The sequence below is a fragment of the Oleomonas cavernae genome (assembly GCF_003590945.1).
Taxonomy (GTDB): domain Bacteria; phylum Pseudomonadota; class Alphaproteobacteria; order Zavarziniales; family Zavarziniaceae; genus Zavarzinia; species Zavarzinia cavernae.
On record NZ_QYUK01000011.1, the window covers coordinates 3141474 to 3159295 of the forward strand.

General features: G+C 67.0%; 24 protein-coding genes. 10 read left to right on the forward strand and 14 right to left on the reverse strand.

Going from position 1 to position 17822, the window contains the following annotated elements:
- The first annotated feature begins 34 nt into the window (after window positions 1-34).
- Both D3874_RS19035 and D3874_RS19040 read left to right on the forward strand, forming a co-directional pair.
- Entirely contained in the window at window positions 35-1273 is a 1239-nt protein-coding gene (locus D3874_RS19035; protein ID WP_119779700.1) for an oxygenase MpaB family protein, read from the forward strand.
- Between the two features lie 142 nt (window positions 1274-1415).
- Entirely contained in the window at window positions 1416-2561 is a 1146-nt protein-coding gene (locus D3874_RS19040; RefSeq protein ID WP_119779702.1) for a Rieske 2Fe-2S domain-containing protein, read from the forward strand.
- Window positions 2562-2638: 77 nt separating this feature from the next.
- On the opposite strand, the gene D3874_RS19045 is transcribed toward D3874_RS19040, so the two are convergent.
- The 5 genes from D3874_RS19045 to D3874_RS19055 all read right to left on the reverse strand — a co-directional run bounded on the left by D3874_RS19045 (window position 2639) and on the right by D3874_RS19055 (window position 5887).
- A complete protein-coding gene (locus tag D3874_RS19045; RefSeq protein WP_233560034.1) occupies window positions 2639-3172 on the reverse strand; it encodes a ribbon-helix-helix domain-containing protein in 534 nt (177 codons plus the stop codon).
- Window positions 3173-3274: 102 nt separating this feature from the next.
- Window positions 3275-4675 carry a malate synthase G gene (locus D3874_RS32510; RefSeq protein ID WP_456306425.1) on the reverse strand — a complete coding sequence of 467 codons (1401 nt, stop codon included), beginning with the start codon at window positions 4673-4675 and terminating at the stop codon, window positions 3275-3277.
- On the reverse strand, window positions 4672-4944 hold the full coding sequence (locus D3874_RS32515; protein ID WP_456306426.1) for a hypothetical protein: 273 nt from the start codon (window positions 4942-4944) through the stop codon (window positions 4672-4674). The genes D3874_RS32510 and D3874_RS32515 overlap by 4 nt, the downstream gene beginning before the upstream one ends.
- Entirely contained in the window at window positions 4941-5441 is a 501-nt protein-coding gene (locus D3874_RS32520) for a hypothetical protein (RefSeq protein WP_456306427.1), read from the reverse strand. The genes D3874_RS32515 and D3874_RS32520 overlap by 4 nt, the downstream gene beginning before the upstream one ends.
- A 47-nt stretch (window positions 5442-5488) precedes the next feature.
- Window positions 5489-5887, reverse strand: coding sequence for a heme-binding protein (locus D3874_RS19055; RefSeq protein ID WP_233560036.1), 399 nt, complete (start codon window positions 5885-5887; stop codon window positions 5489-5491).
- A 165-nt stretch (window positions 5888-6052) separates the two neighbouring features.
- On the opposite strand from D3874_RS19055, the gene D3874_RS19060 reads away from it, so the two are divergent.
- The 4 genes from D3874_RS19060 to D3874_RS19075 all read left to right on the forward strand — a co-directional run bounded on the left by D3874_RS19060 (window position 6053) and on the right by D3874_RS19075 (window position 9620).
- Window positions 6053-6463: an acyl-CoA thioesterase gene (locus D3874_RS19060; protein ID WP_119779704.1), complete on the forward strand. Its 411-nt coding sequence runs from the start codon at window positions 6053-6055 to the stop codon at window positions 6461-6463.
- Window positions 6464-6519: 56 nt separating this feature from the next.
- Window positions 6520-7278: a hypothetical protein gene (locus D3874_RS19065; RefSeq protein ID WP_119779706.1), complete on the forward strand. Its 759-nt coding sequence runs from the start codon at window positions 6520-6522 to the stop codon at window positions 7276-7278.
- A gap of 255 nt (window positions 7279-7533) precedes the next feature.
- A complete protein-coding gene (locus D3874_RS32110; protein WP_119782384.1) occupies window positions 7534-7929 on the forward strand; it encodes a P-loop NTPase fold protein in 396 nt (131 codons plus the stop codon).
- The gene (locus D3874_RS19075; protein ID WP_119779709.1) at window positions 7884-9620 is read left to right on the forward strand and encodes a KAP family P-loop NTPase fold protein; all 1737 of its coding nucleotides are present in this window, start codon (window positions 7884-7886) and stop codon (window positions 9618-9620) included. Before D3874_RS32110 ends, D3874_RS19075 begins: the two co-directional genes overlap by 46 nt.
- Window positions 9621-9819: 199 nt before the next feature.
- On the opposite strand, the gene D3874_RS19080 is transcribed toward D3874_RS19075, so the two are convergent.
- Together D3874_RS19080 and D3874_RS19085 are read right to left on the reverse strand one after the other, a co-directional pair.
- Window positions 9820-10230 (reverse strand): DUF3574 domain-containing protein, encoded by a 411-nt coding sequence (locus D3874_RS19080; RefSeq protein WP_119779711.1) that lies wholly within the window; start codon window positions 10228-10230, stop codon window positions 9820-9822.
- A gap of 31 nt (window positions 10231-10261) precedes the next feature.
- The gene (locus tag D3874_RS19085; protein WP_147385727.1) at window positions 10262-11014 is read right to left on the reverse strand and encodes an endonuclease III domain-containing protein; all 753 of its coding nucleotides are present in this window, start codon (window positions 11012-11014) and stop codon (window positions 10262-10264) included.
- Between the two features lie 132 nt (window positions 11015-11146).
- On the opposite strand from D3874_RS19085, the gene D3874_RS19090 reads away from it, so the two are divergent.
- The 3 genes from D3874_RS19090 to D3874_RS19100 all read left to right on the forward strand — a co-directional run bounded on the left by D3874_RS19090 (window position 11147) and on the right by D3874_RS19100 (window position 13454).
- On the forward strand, window positions 11147-11860 hold the full coding sequence (locus D3874_RS19090; RefSeq protein WP_119779716.1) for a 2OG-Fe(II) oxygenase: 714 nt from the start codon (window positions 11147-11149) through the stop codon (window positions 11858-11860).
- Window positions 11857-12498, forward strand: coding sequence for a DNA oxidative demethylase AlkB (gene alkB / locus D3874_RS19095; protein WP_119779719.1), 642 nt, complete (start codon window positions 11857-11859; stop codon window positions 12496-12498). The genes D3874_RS19090 and alkB overlap by 4 nt, the downstream gene beginning before the upstream one ends.
- Before the next feature lie 83 nt (window positions 12499-12581).
- Complete coding sequence (locus tag D3874_RS19100; RefSeq protein ID WP_119779722.1) at window positions 12582-13454, forward strand: DUF1295 domain-containing protein; 873 nt, start codon at window positions 12582-12584, stop codon at window positions 13452-13454.
- Between the two features lie 6 nt (window positions 13455-13460).
- Here the strand turns inward: D3874_RS19100 and D3874_RS29475 are convergent, their stop codons facing one another.
- From D3874_RS29475 to D3874_RS19115, 4 genes are all read right to left on the reverse strand, one after another.
- A complete protein-coding gene (locus D3874_RS29475) occupies window positions 13461-13901 on the reverse strand; it encodes a GyrI-like domain-containing protein (RefSeq protein ID WP_199699153.1) in 441 nt (146 codons plus the stop codon).
- Complete coding sequence (locus D3874_RS29480) at window positions 13883-14293, reverse strand: helix-turn-helix domain-containing protein (protein WP_199699154.1); 411 nt, start codon at window positions 14291-14293, stop codon at window positions 13883-13885. The genes D3874_RS29475 and D3874_RS29480 overlap by 19 nt, the downstream gene beginning before the upstream one ends.
- A gap of 80 nt (window positions 14294-14373) precedes the next feature.
- Window positions 14374-14844, reverse strand: coding sequence for a DUF2269 family protein (locus tag D3874_RS19110; protein WP_119779725.1), 471 nt, complete (start codon window positions 14842-14844; stop codon window positions 14374-14376).
- Window positions 14844-16139: an SDR family oxidoreductase gene (locus D3874_RS19115; RefSeq protein ID WP_119779727.1), complete on the reverse strand. Its 1296-nt coding sequence runs from the start codon at window positions 16137-16139 to the stop codon at window positions 14844-14846. The genes D3874_RS19110 and D3874_RS19115 overlap by 1 nt, the downstream gene beginning before the upstream one ends.
- Before the next feature lie 128 nt (window positions 16140-16267).
- Here D3874_RS19115 and D3874_RS19120 point away from each other — a divergent pair, with 128 nt between their 5' ends.
- Complete coding sequence (locus tag D3874_RS19120) at window positions 16268-16582, forward strand: putative quinol monooxygenase (protein ID WP_199699155.1); 315 nt, start codon at window positions 16268-16270, stop codon at window positions 16580-16582.
- Window positions 16583-16589: 7 nt separating this feature from the next.
- Here the strand turns inward: D3874_RS19120 and D3874_RS19125 are convergent, their stop codons facing one another.
- The 3 genes from D3874_RS19125 to D3874_RS28090 form a co-directional block, all read right to left on the reverse strand.
- The gene (locus D3874_RS19125) at window positions 16590-17084 is read right to left on the reverse strand and encodes a GNAT family N-acetyltransferase (RefSeq protein WP_119779730.1); all 495 of its coding nucleotides are present in this window, start codon (window positions 17082-17084) and stop codon (window positions 16590-16592) included.
- A gap of 11 nt (window positions 17085-17095) precedes the next feature.
- The gene (locus D3874_RS19130) at window positions 17096-17401 is read right to left on the reverse strand and encodes a type II toxin-antitoxin system TacA family antitoxin (protein WP_119779733.1); all 306 of its coding nucleotides are present in this window, start codon (window positions 17399-17401) and stop codon (window positions 17096-17098) included.
- 101 nt (window positions 17402-17502) lie between these two features.
- Window positions 17503-17751: a hypothetical protein gene (locus tag D3874_RS28090; protein ID WP_147385728.1), complete on the reverse strand. Its 249-nt coding sequence runs from the start codon at window positions 17749-17751 to the stop codon at window positions 17503-17505.
- Window positions 17752-17822: the final 71 nt, after the last annotated feature.

The window sequence follows — 17822 nt, forward strand, 5'->3', positions numbered from 1 at the left end:
TTATTGGCGGGAGAAATACCGGCGGGAGTGCGGCATGACGGGCGAGATTCAGGCGGCGCGGATTCCGAGCCGGCATGGCGTGCGTGCGGCCGAGGCGCGCGTGGCCACCGCCCGGCTGAAGCTGGTTATCCGCCGCGACCCCGAACCCACACCCGACGAATGGCGCCGCATCGGCGAGGCGCTGGACCGCAGCGACCCCGTCGCCGATGCCCTGGTCGACTGGATGGCCGAGATGGGCATGGGCCCGGCCCGGGCGCTGTTCGAACAGGCCCTGGAACACGGCATCGAGACCGTGCCCGATGCTCCGGCACCTTTGCGCGATTTCTTCCGCGTGGTCGATGCCCGGCCCGACTGGCTGGACAACGGCCTGCTGGCCCGCGGTGCCACGGCCTGCCAGTTGTGCGGCAATACCGGCTCGCAGGTGCTGCGCGACGGCGCCCTGATGGGCGGCTACCAGGCCTCGGGCCTCAACCGGGTGCTGGTCATGACCGGGGCGCTGGAGAAGGGCGCCGGCAAGCGCATTGCCGAAACTTCCACCTGGTGGATGGCCTGCACCGCGACCGGCGGCATGGCCCGTTTCGGCGTCGGCTTCAAGCTGACGCTGCGGGTGCGCCTGGTCCATGCCATCGTGCGCCGCCATGTCGGCAACCGGCCCGACTGGAACCGCGCGCGTGACGGCGTGCCGATCAACCAGATGGACATGGCCGCGACCCAACTGGCCTTCAGCGCCCTGTTCCTGATCGGCGTGCGCACGCTGGGCACCCTCCTGTCGCGCGAGGATGGCCTGGGCGTCATGCACCTGATGCGCTATTCGGGCTGGCTGATGGGCATCGAGGAGGCATTCCTGCCCCAGGACGAGCAGAGCGGCCGCGCCCTGCTCTACCAGATGGCGCTGAGCCTGACCGATCCCGACGAGGCCGGCCGCTCCCTGGCCCGCGCCCTGCTGGACGAGCCCCTGAGCCGGCCCTACCGCTTCCTGCCCAGCCTGCGCCGCCATTACGAGCGGGAGCGCAACCTGTCGATCAACCGCTTCTTCCTAGGCGGCCGGGCCATGCGGGCACTGGGCCTGCCCTGGCGGCCGATCCCCTGGTATCCGCTGCTGGCCGCCCCCCTCAACGCCCTGCGCTTCCTCGTGGGCAATCGCAGCCTGTCGGCCCGCCTGCGCACGGCCGAGGCCGGCCGGATCCGCCAGCAGGCCTGGATCGACAGCCTGGTCGGCCGTGCCGATCACAAGATCGGCGGCGCCGTCACCCACATCACCGAGCACGCCTGAACCCCCACACGCCTGAACCCACGCCGCGATAGTCCATATAGGGTATGATGATCGTGGCCAGCGCCCGTAGGCTGGCGGATAAGTCGGGTTGTGACCTCGGACAACGAGGCGACGACCGCAGCGTGGCGCGGGAGGGATGAAAATGGCGGCAGTGGACAGCGACGTTCGGGTCATTCAGGCGGACAAGCCGCCGGCGCGGTTCGCCCGCGGCTGGCATTGCCTGGGTCTCGCCTCGAACTTGCGCGATGGCAAGCCTCATTCGTTCGATGTTTTCAACACCCGCATCGTGGTGTTCGCCGACTCGACCGGCAAGCTCCAGGCGATCGACGGCTATTGCCCGCACATGGGCGCGGATCTGGGCGAAGGCACGATCAAGGGCGACACCGTGGCCTGCCCGTTCCACGGCTGGCAATGGGGCGGCGACGGCAAGTGCAAGGCCATCCCCTATGCCACCCGCGTGCCCCCGCGGGCCCGGGTGAAGACCTGGCCGACCTTGGAAGAGAACAAGCAGTTCTTCGTCTGGCACGACGTCGAGGGCAGCCAGCCCACGGCCGAGGTGACCATTCCCCACATCGCCGAGGCCTTCAACGGCGAATGGTCGGAATGGATCTGGGAGACGGTGAAGATCGACACCAACTGCCGCGAGCTGATCGACAACGTCTCGGACATGGCGCACTTCTATTACATCCACGGCGCCCGGGCGACCTACTTCAAAAACACCTTCGAGGGCCACGTCGCCGAGCAGGTGATGAAGGGCAAGCCGCGCCGCGACCTCCAAAGCGCCGCCGGCATGGACTTCGGCGGTTCCACGGTCGAGATCGACGAGCTCTATTCGGTCGCCACCTATTACGGCCCGTCCTACATGATCGACTATCTGTCGAGCCTGGTGAACGGCATGAAGGTCGAGGCCTACCTGATCAACTGCCACGTCCCGATCGACCACAACAGCTTCTACCTGAACGTCGGCCTGATGGTGAAAAAGATCCCGTTCCTGGACGATGCCATGAACGAGCAGATCGCCCAGCTCTATGCCAAGGGTAACCGAGACGGTTTCTTCCAGGACGTGCACATCTGGAAGAACAAGCGCCGCATCGACAACCCGCTGCTGTGCGAGGCCGATGGCCCGATCTACCAGCTCCGCCGCTGGTACGAGCAGTTCTATGTCGATGTGAAGGACGTGCAGCCCGACATGGTCGACCGTTTCGTCGTCGAGATGGACGTGACCAAGTCGAACCAGCTCTGGGAAGCCGACGAAGCCGCCAATACCGCTGCCCAGGCAGCGGAGTAACCGCGTAGATCTTATAGTTCCTCCCTGACTGCCCTCTCCCCGCAAGGGGAGGGGGCTTTTTTATGCGTGCAGGACGTTCAAAGTGTTTTGGGCTGTCCGCTTGCCGGCTCCCAGACAGCAGGCTCGGGCAACGGCTTGGCCAGCCTCTCCCGCATCCGCTCAAACACCTCCTCTGCGGGGATGCTCGGGCGCGGGTCGTCAATCGCGGCTTGGATGGTCCGCGACAGCAGTTCACGACGAAGGTCGTGGTGGGGTTCCAGATCCTGGTGTTCGCCGAGGATGACGAAAACGGCCTCGCTCGGGCTCGAGAAGATGCCCTGCTCGATGAGCCCCAGCAGCCATTCCGCCAGGCCGGGCGGCAAATAGGCGCTGAAGCGCAGGCCACCCTCCTGCGCCTGTTCGCGCAATGCCTTTGCCTGTTCGATGGCCTGGGCTCTCTCCGCCCGGCTGGGCCAGCCTTCATCCTCCGTATCTGCCGAGTCTGTCACCGTCGCCTCCCTAAATTCCGTTCCGCTGCGCGACTTCCTCACCGCGAACCGCGCCGCCCTGAAGGCGGCGGCGTAGCACCATGATCTCGTCATCCCGGCGCAGGCCGGGATCCATTGCGACATCGCGCGCTGCCCCAGAATGGATCCCGGCCTTCGCCGGGATGACGACCGGGGGGAGAGATCGGCAGGCTCGTAAACCGGGAGCCAAGGGCCGGATTCTATTCGCTAATTTCGCGCCTTGGCGACCAGGCGCCATTTGTGCAGCAGGGGTTCGGTATAGCCGTTGGGCTGGGTCAGGCCTTCGAACACCAGGTCGCAGGCGGCGCGGAAGGCGATCGAGCCGACATAGTCGGGTGCCATGGGGCGGTAGAGCGGGTCGCCGGCGTTCTGGCCGTCCACCACCTTGGCCATGCGCTCGAAGGTTTCCCTCACTTGGGGAGCGGTGGCGATGCCGTGGTGCAGCCAGTTGGCCATGTGCTGGCTGGAGATGCGCAAGGTGGCACGGTCCTCCATCAGGCCGATGTCGTTGATGTCGGGCACCTTGGAACAGCCCACGCCCTGGTCGATCCAGCGCACGACATAGCCGAGAATGCCCTGGGCGTTGTTGTCGAGTTCCGCCTGAATCTCGGCCGCCGACCAGTTGTGGCCGTCGGCCACGGGGATGCTGAGCAACTCGTCGGTCAGGTCGGCCCGCTGGCCCTCCAGGCCCTGCTGCACCGCCTGGACGTCGACCTCATGGTAATGCAGCGCGTGCAGGGCCGCCGCGGTCGGCGACGGCACCCAGGCGGTGTTGGCGCCGGCCTTCGGGTGGCCCAGCTTCTGCTTCAGCATCTCCGCCATCAGGTCGGGCATGGCCCACATGCCCTTGCCGATCTGCGCCCGCCCGCGCAGGCCGCAGGCCAGCCCGGTGAGGACATTGCTGCGCTCGTAGGCGGCGATCCACTTGGTGCCCTTCATGGCGCCCTTGCGGATCATCGGGCCGGCCGCCATCGAGGTGTGCATCTCGTCGCCGGTACGGTCCAGGAAGCCCGTGTTGATGAACACCACCCGATGCCTGGCGGCGGCGATGCAGGCGGCCAGGTTCAGCGTGGTGCGCCGCTCCTCGTCCATGATGCCGACCTTCAGGGTGTAACGCCCCAGGCCCAGCAGGTCCTCGACCCGGGCGAAGATCTCGTCGGTGAAGGCGACCTCGTCGGGCCCGTGCATCTTGGGCTTCACGATATAGACGCTGCCGGTGCGCGAATTGCGCAGGGGCCCGTTGCCCAAGAGGTCGTGCCTGGCGCCCAGGCTGGTCAGCACCGCATCCATGATCCCCTCGGGGATCTCGCCGCCGTCGCCCAGCAGGATCGCCGGATTGGTCATCAGGTGGCCGACATTGCGCACGAACATCAGCGAGCGGCCGTGCAGGCTTAAGCTGGTGCCATCGCCGGCACGATAGGTCCGGTCCGGGTTCATGGTGCGGGTGAAGCTGCGCCCGCCCTTGGTCACCTCTTCCGTGAGCGTGCCCTGCATCAGGCCCAGCCAGTTGCGGTAGACCACCACCTTGTCGGCGGCATCGACCGCGGCGACCGAATCCTCGCAGTCCATGATCGTGGTCAGCGCCGCCTCGACCAGCACATCCTTCACCCCGCCCCGTCGGTCTTGCCGATCGGATGGCCGCGGTCGACCTGGATCTCGAAGTGCAGGCCATTGTGCTCGAGCAGGATCGCCGAGGGCATGTCGACCGAGCCCTGGAACCCTGCGAACTGCGCCGGCTCGGCCAGGCCGACCACCGCGCCACCCTGCAAGGTGACCCGCAAGGTGCCTTGAGCCACGGCATAGAGCGCCGCGTGGGCATGCGAGGCACCGTCGAGCGGGGCTGCCCGGTCGAGGAAATCGCGGGCGAAGGCGATCACCCTGGCGCCCCGCGCCGGGTTATAGCCCCACCCTTCTGCGCCCCGCCGTCCTCGGGGATCGCATCGGTGCCATAGAGCGCGTCATAGAGGCTGCCCCAGCGGGCATTGGCGGCGTTGACGGCATAGCGCGCGTTCATCACCGGCACGACCAGTTGCGGCCCGGCCTGGGCGGCGATTTCCGTGTCGACCCCGGCAGTGTCGATCCTGAAGTCGGCCGGCGCCGGCAGCAGGTAGCCGATCGCTTCCAGGAAGGCGCGGTAGGCGGCGGGATCGACCCGGCCGGGGTGCGCCCTGTGCCAGGCATCGATCTGCGCCTGCAACTCGTCGCGCCTGGCCAGCAGGGCCCGGTTCTTGGGCGCCAGCTCATGCACCAGGGCATCGAAGCCGGCCCAGAAGGCGGCCGGATCGACCCCGCTGCCGGGCAGCGCCTCGGCCTCGATGAAACGGCTAAGCTCGACGGCCACGTTCAGCCGATGGCGGATCACACGGTCGGTCATGGCAGCGGCACGCCTTTCACAAATGCTGGGGGGGGGTCAGGCGATCATCAGGGCGGCGATGCCGGCCTTGGCGATCTGGGCATCCTCGGACGCTTTGACGCCCGAAACGCCGACGGCGCCGACATGGCCCCCTCGACCACGATCGGCACGCCGCCTTCCAGCATGCCCTGGAGCACGGGGGCGGACAGGAACGCGGTGCGCCCGCCGTTGATCATGTCCTCGAAGCCCTTGCTCTCGCGCCGGCCCAGCGCAGCCGACCGGGCCTTTTCGGTGGCGATATAGGCGCTGATCGGGGCCGCCCCGTCGAGGCGCTTGAGCGCCAGCGGGTGGCCGCCGTCGTCGACCACGGCGATCGTCACCACCCACTTGTTGGCCTTCGCTTCCGCCTCGGCCGCGGCCAGGATGGTGGCGACATCGTCGCCGGTCAGGACAGGCTTGCTCAACATCGACGGGCTCTCCACGCAGGGATTAAGGCCCCATTCCACGGCACGGGCTGCCGCAGCGCAACCCATGCCAACGCATAGGCATATTCAAACGGGATCGATGAATGGCCTCGCCTAACGGCGCAGAAGACGGCACCAATAGCCGCAGGACGCGCCAAGGGGGAGCCGATGACCGACGATACCGCCACCATGCCCATCGACTATGCCCGGCTGGTGCCGGTGATCCGCACCATCGCCATGCCCCATGATACCAACCCGGCCGGCGACATTTTCGGCGGCTGGCTGATGTCGCAGATGGACATGGCGGCGGGCAATATCGCGACCAAGCGGGCGCGCGGCCGCGCCGCCACCATTGCGGTCGACAGCATGAGCTTCGTCTCCCCGGTCTTCGTCGGCGACGAGGTCAGCCTCTACGGCCATATCGTCTCGGCCGGCCGCACCTCGATGCGCATCTTCGTCGAGGCCTGGCGGCGCAGCCGCGAGGGCGACGAGATGATCAAGGTGACCCAGGCGACCTTCACCTTTGTCGCGATCGACGAGCACCGCAAGCCCCGCCCCCTGCCCGACGAGACCCCCTGATCATTGTGGCACGGCCCCGGCTTCGCTAGGTTTGTGGCGACGGGCGCGGGGCATTCATGGTTCGGGCGATTTTTCTGTGCGGCATCCTTGCACTGGGCGCCTGTGCCTCCGTGCAGGAGGGGACAAGGCAGCGCATCTTCGTGAAGGTCGCGCCCTGGTCCGCCGCCTGCCACGGCACGGGCGTGGACGGCCAGACGGTGGGCGCCTTCGACCCCGCCACCCACATCTACACGGTGGACAAGAGCCGCGACGACATCCAGCTCGCCTGCACCGCGCCGGGCTACAAGGACAAGACCGTCACCCTGCATCCTAAGCCCAGCGACTGGAGCCTGTTCGACGACACCGCCTTCGAAATCGGCCTGGTCGACACGCTCTCGGGTGCGATCCAGAAATACGACACCACCGCCGCCCTGGTCCTGGAACCGGCCGGCCGCACCATGCCCCTGCCCGCCGGCCAACTCGCCACTGCCCTGCGCGGCCGAACCGTCTACCTGGTCGACCACCGCAGCAGCGCGGACGTCGTCGACTATTACGAGCCCGACGGCCGCCTCGTCCGCCGCGACAACAAATGCGAGACCGCCGGCCGCTGGACCGTGCGCGCCGGCGTCGGCGGCCAGGAACTATGCGTGACCCTCTACGACACCAAGCTGACCACCGCCTGCTACGGCGTCACCGGCACGATCGATGCGCTCGAATACCACGACACCGCCGCCGCCGAGGACGGGCCGACGCTAATCGCCTGGCAGACCCTGCCGGACAATCCCGAGCGGTTGTCGTGGGCGGCGCCGAGATGTTTGGCGCGGGCGCCTTATTGAAGGGGTGGGTTGTTGTTGGCTCACTGAGTGGTGACTGGCTGCTTTACGCCCATAACAGCCGACTGTGCTCACCTGCGACTATCGCAGATAGCAGACATTAGTTTGAGACGCGTCGATCATCGAGTACAAAAAGAGTATGCCGGGGGATCAAAATTATTCAGTCAAGGGGGACCGGGCGCTTAGCTCCGGGGACCAGGATAGGCTTGGTTTTCGTGAGGTTGCTAAGCGGATCGCAACTTCGCTCGTGGATCGCACATCCGAAGATGGTTTGGTTATTGGGATCGAGGGGTTTGGGGCTCGGGAAAATCGAGCCTTCTATTCCTAATTGGCGACGAGCTTGGAAGACTCCCCGGGGATCGGAAACCAACTGTTATCAATTTCCGGCCATGGCTGATCGGCAATCGAGACGCGCTGATCACGAGCCTGTTTGGCGAGCTCTCCAGGCAGCTTGACCAAATCGCCCTGAATGCGGGTGACGCAACTCGGATATCTGTTGCCAAGGCCAAGAAGGCCGGGGAAGCGCTCCGGAGCTTCATGAACGGGCTGAGCAAAGCAGGGGCTGCGATTGAGTTTGTTGGCGAGGCCTCAGGAATCGGCTTGTTCAAATTGTTCGGAAAGGGGCAAGGGCAGCGGGTGATGCGGCCAACATAAAGTCAGCCCCGCCTCAACTCTCTGAATTGAAGGACAAGCTCGTTCGTTCGCTCCGTGACCTCGGTCATCGATTCGTCATCACCATAGACGATGTGGATCGGCTTGAGCCAGGTGAAGTCATTGAGATCTTACGGCTCGTGCGCTCGGTCGTTGACCTTCCTGACGTGGTCTATTTGCTTTGCTACGACAGCGATATTCTGGCGCACAGCATCAAGAAGGCAACCGGCGTAAAGAGCGGTCAGTCGTATCTAGAGAAGATTGTTCAACTGACCGTGATGGTCCCCAGGCCGGAACCATTACAGTTACGACAATGGTTTTCCGACGAATTGCATCTGATAGCATCAACAAAGGATGACGACGAACTTTCAAGGCTAAAGCTCGTCATCGATTACGAGGGCGGCCGGCAGTTGCGGACGCCAAGGTCGGTCGTACGCGCGCTGGATGCAGTTCGATTCTTCTGGCCGCCGCTACGCGAGGCGGAGGCCGATCTCGCCGACCTTATATGGCTTCAACTTATTAAGGACGGAAACCCAGCACTCTACCGCTGGATCGAGGAATACTGCGCCACTGCCGCAGCAGTTTCGTTAGGGATAGCGCGTGTCGAGGAAGCAGAAAAAACGCAGACGCTTGCCGCGCTGCTCACGACGGTAGCTGGGGGTCATTTTGACGACTTGACGTATCGATACAACTTTGCGGAGCAACTTCCGGGGGTCCAAGTAGATCATTCCAAAGATGGAAGCGGGTTCAGTATATTTGAGCGTGTTAGCGACCGGGACCGTGCCGAGGCTATTCGGAAAAGACGCCTTGCTAGCCCCGATCACTATCGCCTTTATTTCGCGCTGGCAGGCCCGTCGCACGCACTTACCCAGGATGACTTTACATCAATGTGGGCCGCGGCTGAGGCCGGCGCGAGTCAAGCAGGAGCGGCCCTGCTACGTCTTCACGACGAACATTTGGCTGGGTCGCTCACCAAAGCCGATCTCTTGCTGGAGCGCATTGAGAGTGGTGCTTACGAAGTCCTGGCGCCAGGGCAATGCGAGAACCTACTCGTCGCGTTCTCGCAGATGATGGACGAGGCGTACCGACGCCACCCATTCGATCTGTTTTGGGTCAGTTCGTTGTGGGACCGGGCACGACGGCTGATACCGTTGCTCCTCTCCCGTCTTGAGCCGCCGCGCCGTGCTGCCGTAGTCACGGCAATGTTCGGCGAAGGCGCCGCCATCGCTTGGCTGACATCGCTATTCCGGCACGAAACATTCGCACATGGCCGCTTTGGCGAGAGGCGGCGTCCGGAAGATGAGTGGCTGTTCAGAAACGCCGAATTGGACCAGATCACCGAACTGATGCTCGGTCGCTATCAGACGATGTCCGCAAGTGACGTGTTTGGTTGCCCTAACCCAATCAGCCTCCTTTTCGCCTGGCAACAAGGGGGAGATGAACAAGGGCCGCGTCGACTCATTGAAGCGAACATTGTTTCGGATGAAGGCCTCGTCGAGACGCTTGAGCATCTTAACAGCACGATTGAAAGCAGCGACCGAGGCAAGTTCAATATTCTGAAGAGAGACAATCTTGCTCCCTTCATGGATTATGAAAGCGTTGCGCAAAGGATTCATGCTCTGAAGAAACATACCAAACTCGGCGCGCGTGCTACCCGGCTTGCAGTTGCTTTTGATGACGGGACTGAGTACTAAATACCCGCCATCTGGCGTCGAACCGACGTCTCATAAGTTCGGGCTGCGTCCGCTACTGACCTGGCGCTCAGCCAATACGGACCTTCCGCAATCGGCCAGACTCTGCCATTCCCAATCAAAGGCACGAATAGCCACCGATGGCCCTATTAGCACAGCCCCGCAATTCTCCCGACCAGCGCTCCTGCCGCAACACACGCCCCTAAAACCCCACGCATTCCTCCCTGGCAATCGCCAGCACTGCCTCCTGCTTGAACCGCTCCTTGTAAGCCGCCCGAACCGCCTCGACCTGCGGCCGGGCCTCGGGCGCTACCGCAACGATGACGACCAGCTTGGAGGGTTCAGAGACGATGGTGCCGTCGTCGCCGCGCCATTGGCCGGCGCCGTCGAGCACGGTGAAGCCGGCGGGGAAGCGGGGGGCGATTTCCTCGGCCACGAAACGGCGCCAGTCGGCCTCGCTCACGCCCAACTGGCTGCCGATGTTGCGGCCGAACAGCAGTTCGATCGTGGTCGAACGGTCGAAGCCCGCCGCACACGGCGCCTCGCCCAGGGTGGCGCAGCCGGCGGTGCCCGCCAGCAGGACGGCGGTCGTGGCAAGCCCGATGAGGCGCATGGCCGATCTCCCCCTCAAATACCCTCCACCGCTAAAGCCTCGGCCGCGGCTGGTCAACCGCCTTGGCCCGCGCCGGCCGCCTTGGCCGCGGGCGGCCGCCCCGGCGGTGGAAGCGGCAGTCGGGGGCCAGCGGGCAGGCGGCGCAGGCGGGATCGAGGGCGCGGCACGCGGTCTGCCCCAGTTGCTTCAGCAGCATGTGTAACCCGTCGAGATCGTCGGCGCCCCAGCCGGCGGTGGCGGCCATCACGAAATCATAGGCCCGGCGCGTGGCGGCGGCGGGGCCGACGAAGCCGAAACGGCGCAGCACGCGGTGGACATGGCTGTCGACCACGAAGGCGCTGGCCCGCAGGGTGCTGAAATTCAGGGTCGAGGCGGCGACCTTGGGGCCGACGCCGGGCAGCTTCTCGAGCCAGGCCATGGCCCGGGCAACCGGCCAGGTGCCGAGGAAGTCCAGCCGGAAATCAGGGTGCTGCCGCCCGATGATCGCCAGCGCCGCCTGCAACTGCACGGCCTTGCGATCGGCGAAGCGGACATCGGCGATGACCGCCTCGATTTCCCCCGGTGCCGCCTGGGCCACCCGGCCCCAGGCCGCGAAGTGCCAGAGCAGTTTGCGGTGGGCGAGCAGGGACAGGGCATCGCGCGTGCGGCTGCTGATCAGGGACAGCACCAACTGGCTGCACGGGTCGGGCCGGTACCATGCCGGCAGGGCCGGGAAATGGGCCAGCAGCCGGTCGCGCATGCGCCCGACGTCCGCCCTGGCGCCGAAATCGAGGATCCCTTGCATCTTGCCATTATAGAACAAATAGCGAACATTTCAAGCCGGCAGGGTGGAATTTGAGCGCAAGCGCCAGGGCGCCCGCCGCGCTGTTGGCGGGCAAGCTGCGGCGCCTTAAGGTGTTGGAAGAGGATCGGACCCATGGCGCTGCACACGCTCTGCTCCCGCGTCGCGGCCTGCGACTGGGCCGGCCTGGCCGCCACGCTCGACGGCCAGGGCTGGGCCCGGATCGAAGGCCTGCTGGGCCCGCGCGACTGTGCAGAGCTGGTGGCGCTCTACGAGAGCGGCCGCTTCCGCTCGCAGGTGATCATGGCCCGCCACGGCTATGGCCGGGGCGAGTACAAGTACCTCGCCTATCCGCTGCCCGAGCCGGTGGCCGCCCTGCGCACCGCGCTCTACCCGCACCTCGCCCCCATCGCCAACCGCTGGAACCAGATGATGGACATCGAGACCCGCTATCCGCCCGCCCATGCCGCCTACCTGGAACGCTGCCACGAGGCGGGCCAGGTGCGGCCCACGCCGCTGCTGCTGCGCTATGGTCCGGGCGACTACAATTGCCTGCACCAGGATCTCTATGGCGAGCAGGTCTTTCCGCTGCAGGTGGCGATCCTGCTGTCCCGCCCAGGGGAGGATTTCACCGGCGGCGAATTCGTCTTGACCGAACAGCGCCCGCGCATGCAGTCGCGGCCCCATGTGGTGCCGCTGGCCCAGGGCGACGGGGTGATCTTCGCCGTCCATCACCGCCCGGTGCAGGGCAGCCGCGGCCCCTACCGCGTCAACCTGCGCCATGGCGTTGCCGCCCTGCGTTCGGGCCATCGCCACACGCTGGGCGTCATCTTCCACGACGCGTCATGACCCCGGACCTGTTTCCCGAGACTGTCGGCGACCTGGCCCTGGGCGACGGGGCCATGGTGCTGCGCGGCTTCGCGCTGGCGATCGACGCGGACCTGCTGGCGGCCATCGATCAGGTGACGGCGGCCGCACCGTTCCGCCACCTGGTGACGCCGGGCGGCTTGCGCATGTCGGTCGCCATGACCAATTGCGGCACCGTCGGCTGGGTTTCCGACCGTCGCGGCTATCGCTACGACCCGGTCGATCCCGACAGCGGCCGGCCCTGGCCCGCCATGCCCGCGCTGTTCGCGGGTCTCGCCGCCCGCGCGGCCCAGGCGGCTGGCTACGCCGGCTTTGCCCCCGATGCCTGCCTGATCAACCGCTACGCGCCCGGCACCCGCCTCACCCTGCACCAGGACCGCGACGAGCGCGATTACATGGCCCCTATCGTCTCGGTCTCGCTGGGCCTGCCCGCCACCTTCCTGTTCGGCGGGGGCGAGCGCCGCGACCGGCCGCGCAGGGTCCCGCTTGCCCACGGCGATGTCGTGGTCTGGGGCGGGCCGACCCGCCTCGCCTTCCACGGCGTCGCGCCCCTGGCCGAGGGCCTGCACCCGTTGACCGGCCGCCTGCGCCTGAACCTCACCTTCCGCCGGGCGCGCTAGACCCACATCGTTCTAGTCCATCCGAAGGTGTCGCTGAGGCAGATCGGGGGCGACGATGCACGACCAGATGAGGGGGCGCACAGATGGCGGCAAAGCCGGCCGAGAACATGTCGATCATCGTCGCCTACATCGCCTGCATCGCCGCGGGCGGCGCCGTGCTCTATGCCACCCGCCTCCCGGCACCCTGGGATGCGCTGCTGGCAGATATCGTCGCCACCCTGGTGATCTTCGCCTTCAGCAAGGCCTACAGGAACTCCAGCACCTACGATCCTTATTGGAGCGTGATTCCACCCCTGCTGGCGCTCTACTGGTACGCCACGGGCGCGGGCGCCGATCCGGTGCGGGCAATGTGCGTCACCTTGCTGGTGTGGCTGTGGGCGATCCGGCTCACCGCGAATTGGGCGACGCACTGGGGCGGGCTGCGGCACGAGGACTGGCGCTACCCGCTGGTGCGGCAGCGGGCAGGGAAGGCCGCATTCTGGGCCGACCTGGCAGGCATCCACCTCTACCCGACCTTGCAGGTCTTCCTGGGCTGCCTGCCGATCTATGCCGTCATGAGCCATGGCGACAGGCCGCTGGGCGCGCTCGACCTGATGGCCTTCGCCGTGACCCTGGGTGCCATCGCCATCGAGACGATTGCCGACCGGCAGCTTCATCGCTTCACCGCCACCCGCCAGCCCGGGGCATTCATCCAAAGCGGCTTGTGGGGCTGGTCGCGGCACCCCAACTACTTCGGCGAGATGAGCTTCTGGTGGGGCCTGATGCTGTTCGGCCTGGCCGCGGCGCCCCAGGAATGGCCCTGGATCGTGCCGGGTGCCCTGACCATCTCGGCGATGTTCACCTTCGCCAGCATTCCCTTGATGGACCGGCGCAGCCTGGAGCGCCGGCCGGGCTTCGATGCGTACATGCGGCGGGTCTCCGCCATCGTGCCCCTGCCGCCCAGGCGCCGGGGCTAGCGCCCCTCAGCCCTTGATCGGAATCCAGATCTCGAAGCCGCCCTCGCCGGTCGTGCCGTTGAAGGATGGGCCATAGCGCTCGAACATCGGTGCATCGGCCGCGCGGTGGCCCGATTGGGGAAGCCACTGGTTCCAGATCGTGGCCATGGTCCGGCGGATGGTCGAGATATGCTCGCCATGGGTGAACACGGCATAGCGCTGTTCAGGGAGGCGCAGGCGGGCGAATTCACCGGGCAGGCCCGAGAAGTCGCTCACCTCGATCCCGGCGATATAGTCGAAGTTGCCGGCATCGTCGCTGTTGTAGCAGACGCCGTAGGCGACCGGGCCGACCTGGCCCGGGATGGTGCCGTCGTGGGCATTGAAGCGCTGCCACAGGCCGGGGATGCCGGCGGCGCTGTCACAGCCATAGCGTTCGCCCAGGCCGGCGATCAGCAGCGGCGCCCCCATGACGAAACGCGGGGGATAAGGGTATCGGCAAGGGTCGAGTCCATGATGACAGCCTCCTGAAGGGAGAGTTGGTCGACGCGGGCTTGCGCGCGCACCGTCTCGGGCGGCAGCCCGAACTGGTCGCGGAAGGCCCGCGTGAAGGCTTCGTGCGAGGCGTATTCGGCCTCCAGCGCCACGGCCAGGATGTCGGGCGCGCCCTGGGCCAGGCTCTTGGCCGCCTCGCTCAACCGCCTGGCCCGGACATAGCGCATCACCGGCAAGCCGGTCGCCGCGGCAAAGGCCCGGACCAGGTGGAACCGCGAGACGGCCGCAACCCCGGCAATCTCGTCCAGGGTCAAGGCCTGGCCAAGATGGCTTTCAATGTACCAAAGCGCCTTGTCGGCCGGGTTCATGCGTCAGGTTCCTCAACACGGAGCAAGCCCAGTATGGCGGGGCCTGAAGCGCTGCATTTGATCGCGATTGCGCCGCGCGCCTAGATGTCCGGCCTGGCGATCATCAGCCAGATGATCGCGACCACGGCAGCAAAGGCCGGGAAGCCGAAGGCGAACCACACCCTGTACAGCCGGAAATAGGCCGGCGGCAGCGGCTGGCGCTCGCGCGCCGCTGCACGCGCCAGGTTACGCAGGCGCCATTGGATCCAGACCACGGGCAGCCAGAACGCCCCGGTCACCAGATAGAGGATGAGGCTCAGGCCGATCCAGCCGCTGAACACCGGCACGCCGGTCATGTCCGCCAGGGCGCCCCCGGTCAGCGGCTGCACGATCACCGCGGAAGCGGTGAACAGCGTGTCGGCCACGACGACGATGCCGGCGGTATGGGCGATCAGGGCCGGATCGCCCGTCCGGTGCGCCATCAGCATGAAGAAGGCAATGCCGACGCCGGTGCCGAACAGCACGGTGGCGCCGATGACATGGGCCAGTTTCACCAGGGTGTAGAGGTCCATCAGCGTTCGTCCAGCAGCGCCAGGGCCGCGGCCGCCAGCAGCGCGGCCGGCACGATCTTCAGCAAGGGCCCCAGCGGGTCGAGCCACAGGCCCGGCTGCACCAGGGTGCCGCCCAGCAGATAGGCGGCACTGACCAGCAGCATGCCCTGCAAGGCCGGCCGTGCCCAGCGCCGGACGGCGACGGCCAGTCCCAGCGCCATGTCGACCGCCGCCCCGACGATCACCGCCCCCTTGGCCAGCGGCGGCGAGACCCCGGCCAGGGTCAGCACCGAGGCGGCCTCGGGAAAGGCGACGGCCAGGCTGATCAGGCCGGAGAGGAACCAGAACAGCCCCAGGGCCGCCAGGATCGCGGGTTTCAGGAAATAGGCCTTGGCGAACCAGCGCTCCTGCACCCCGGCCGGCCAGCCGTTGAGCATCTGGCGCAGCGAGCGCAGCGTCAGGCCCAGGTGGTGCCCGGCGGCCCCAGCATCGCCCTGGATCCCCAGGCGCAACTGTTCCAATGCCGCGCTGCGCATCGGGCTGCGCCAGCCCAGATAGGCCAGGCCGTCGCTGAGCCGCGCCGCCGCCCGCGCCAGCACGGCCGGCAGCGGCACCAGCCGCGCCGGGGCCAGGCCCAGCCAGCGCCTGAGTTCCAGGACCATGGCCTCGAAGGTCAGCACCTCGCCATGCAGCAGGTCCACGCTCACCCGGGCCGGTGTCGCGGGGGCGACAGCCCGCTCGACGGCGGCGGCCACGTCCTCGACCGAGACGACCTGCACCACGCTGGCCGGGTAGACCGCCGGCACGACATAGGGAAAGGCCGCCAGCCCGCGCAGCAGGGCGGTGCCGCCATAGGCCGCCGGCGCCAGCACCAGGCCCGGCCGCAGGATGATCCAGTCGAGATCCTCGCCCGCCAGCAGGACTTCGGCTGCCAGCTTGGTCTGGTTGAAGGCCGTGCCCCGCCCCGCCGCGACGCCGGCCGCCGACAGGTGAACCAGGCGGCGCACCCCGGCGATGCGGCATGCCGCCGCCAGCCGCCGCACCCCTTCCAGGTGGACGGCGTGCAGGTCGTCGCGCGGGCTGTCCTGCAAGGCGCCCGCGCAATTGACCAGCGCATCGGCCCCGCGCAGCAATGCGGCCCAGGCCTCGACCGAGGTGGTGCGCAAATCCGCTTCCACCCAGGAGACTTCCGGCGCGCGCCGCCGCGCCGCGCCGATGTCGCGCCCGGCGCCGACCAGGTCATGCCCGTCGACAAGCAGGCGGGCCGTGACATAGCTCCCGATCAGGCCATAGGCGCCAACCACCACAATGCGCATGCCCCGATGCCCCGTGAGTCCCGCGAGGCCATGATTCTAGGCCAGGCGCCGGCCGCTGTCGTCGCCGGCCTTGCAATGGTTTTGCGAATGGCGCCAGTAGGCGGCATCAGCCCTGACGGAAAGGCCGCATGATGATCATGGTAATCGGTTCCCTGACGGTGGCGCCCGAGGCCCTGGACACGGTGATGGCAGCCAGCCTCGAGCATGTGCACCGCTCGCGCCTCGAGCCCGGCTGCCTCTCCCACGCCGTGCATCTCGATGCCGAGAACCCGGGCCGCCTGGTCTTCGTCGAGGAATGGAGCGACATGGCCGCCCTGCAGGCCCATTTCGTCGTGCCCGCCAGCACCGGCTTCGCCGCCCTGATGTCGAAACACGCAACCGAAGGGCCCGAACTCGCGATCTTCGACGCCAACCTGCTACGCCGCGTCGGCGGCAAGAAATAGGCCCTCGTCAGGCAAAGAGCCTGGCGACTTCCGTCATGGGGATGAAGAGCCGCCGCTGGGCGGCCGCCAGGGGCAGGAACTGGTATGCCTTGTAGAAGCGCTCTGCCGCCTCGTCCTTTGCATCCACGACGAAGGCATAGGTGGCGATTTCGCTGCGCAGCGTGCGACTGAAGGCATCCATCAGCATGAACTCGCCCAGGCGGCGGCCGCGAAACCGGCGGTCGACCGCCAGCCTGCCCATCAGGGTCGCCGGCACGGCGGGATAGCGCGGCAGCTTCTTTGCCAGAGGTGGTGGCAGATCGGTCAGGGCGATGGCGGTGGCGGCAAGGGTGTAGAAGGCGATGGGGGCCGGCCCGTCGTCGGTCAGCACGAAGCAGGAGGCCACCCGCTTGCGGCTGTCCTGGCCGGCCTGGGTCTTGAGATAGCGGTCCAGCGCCTCCACGCCGCAATCGAAGACGGCACGATCATGATGATCGCCGAGCGGAGCGATCCGCAGCGCCATGGTCGGCCGGCTCAGCGCGTCGTCGTCTCGATATAGCGCCGCGCCGCCTCTTTCAGGCGCCGCCCGGGCTCGCGCGGCTCGAGCAGCGCCTCGGCGAAGGCGCGGCTTTCCTGGGCCGTCAATTGAATCGACTGCATGGTCTCGATGGTGCGCACCGCCGCTTCATGCACGCTGGCAATCACGAAATCGGTCAAGGTGCGGCCTTGCAGCTCGGCGGCGCGCAGGAACAGATCCTTCTGGTCGGCCGACACCCGCGCCTCGAGGCGCTCGCTTCGCGTCGGGGCCGATCGTTTTGCTGCCGGTGCTTTGGGGGCCATGGCTTTATCCTTGCTACCTGCCAAATGTACGGCTTGCAGCCGGACAGGGCAAGGGGCTCCGCGCGAGCGGATATTCGCCCCCGGCCCTAATCAGCCGCGCCTCATTCGGCCCCGGCACCGTCCGTCCCGGTGCGGGTCTTGGCCTGCGCCGCCGCGTTGCAGCCGGCGCCCGGGGTTTGCGCGCGCTGCGATCTGCGGACCGTGATGGTTTCGCCGTTGCGCGTGACGCTCGCGGTCGCATCGGCGGCGCAATCCGCGCCCGTTGCGCGCGAGGTCGCCGTGGCGGAAGACGAGGCACGGGCCGATGCACTGGACCCGGCCTGAGCCGAACTTCGGGTGTTACTCGACATCGTGGAAGCTCCTTCCCCGTCCGCTGCGGCGGCGGGCCGCTCGGCAGCGCCGGCGGAACCCGACGCGACAA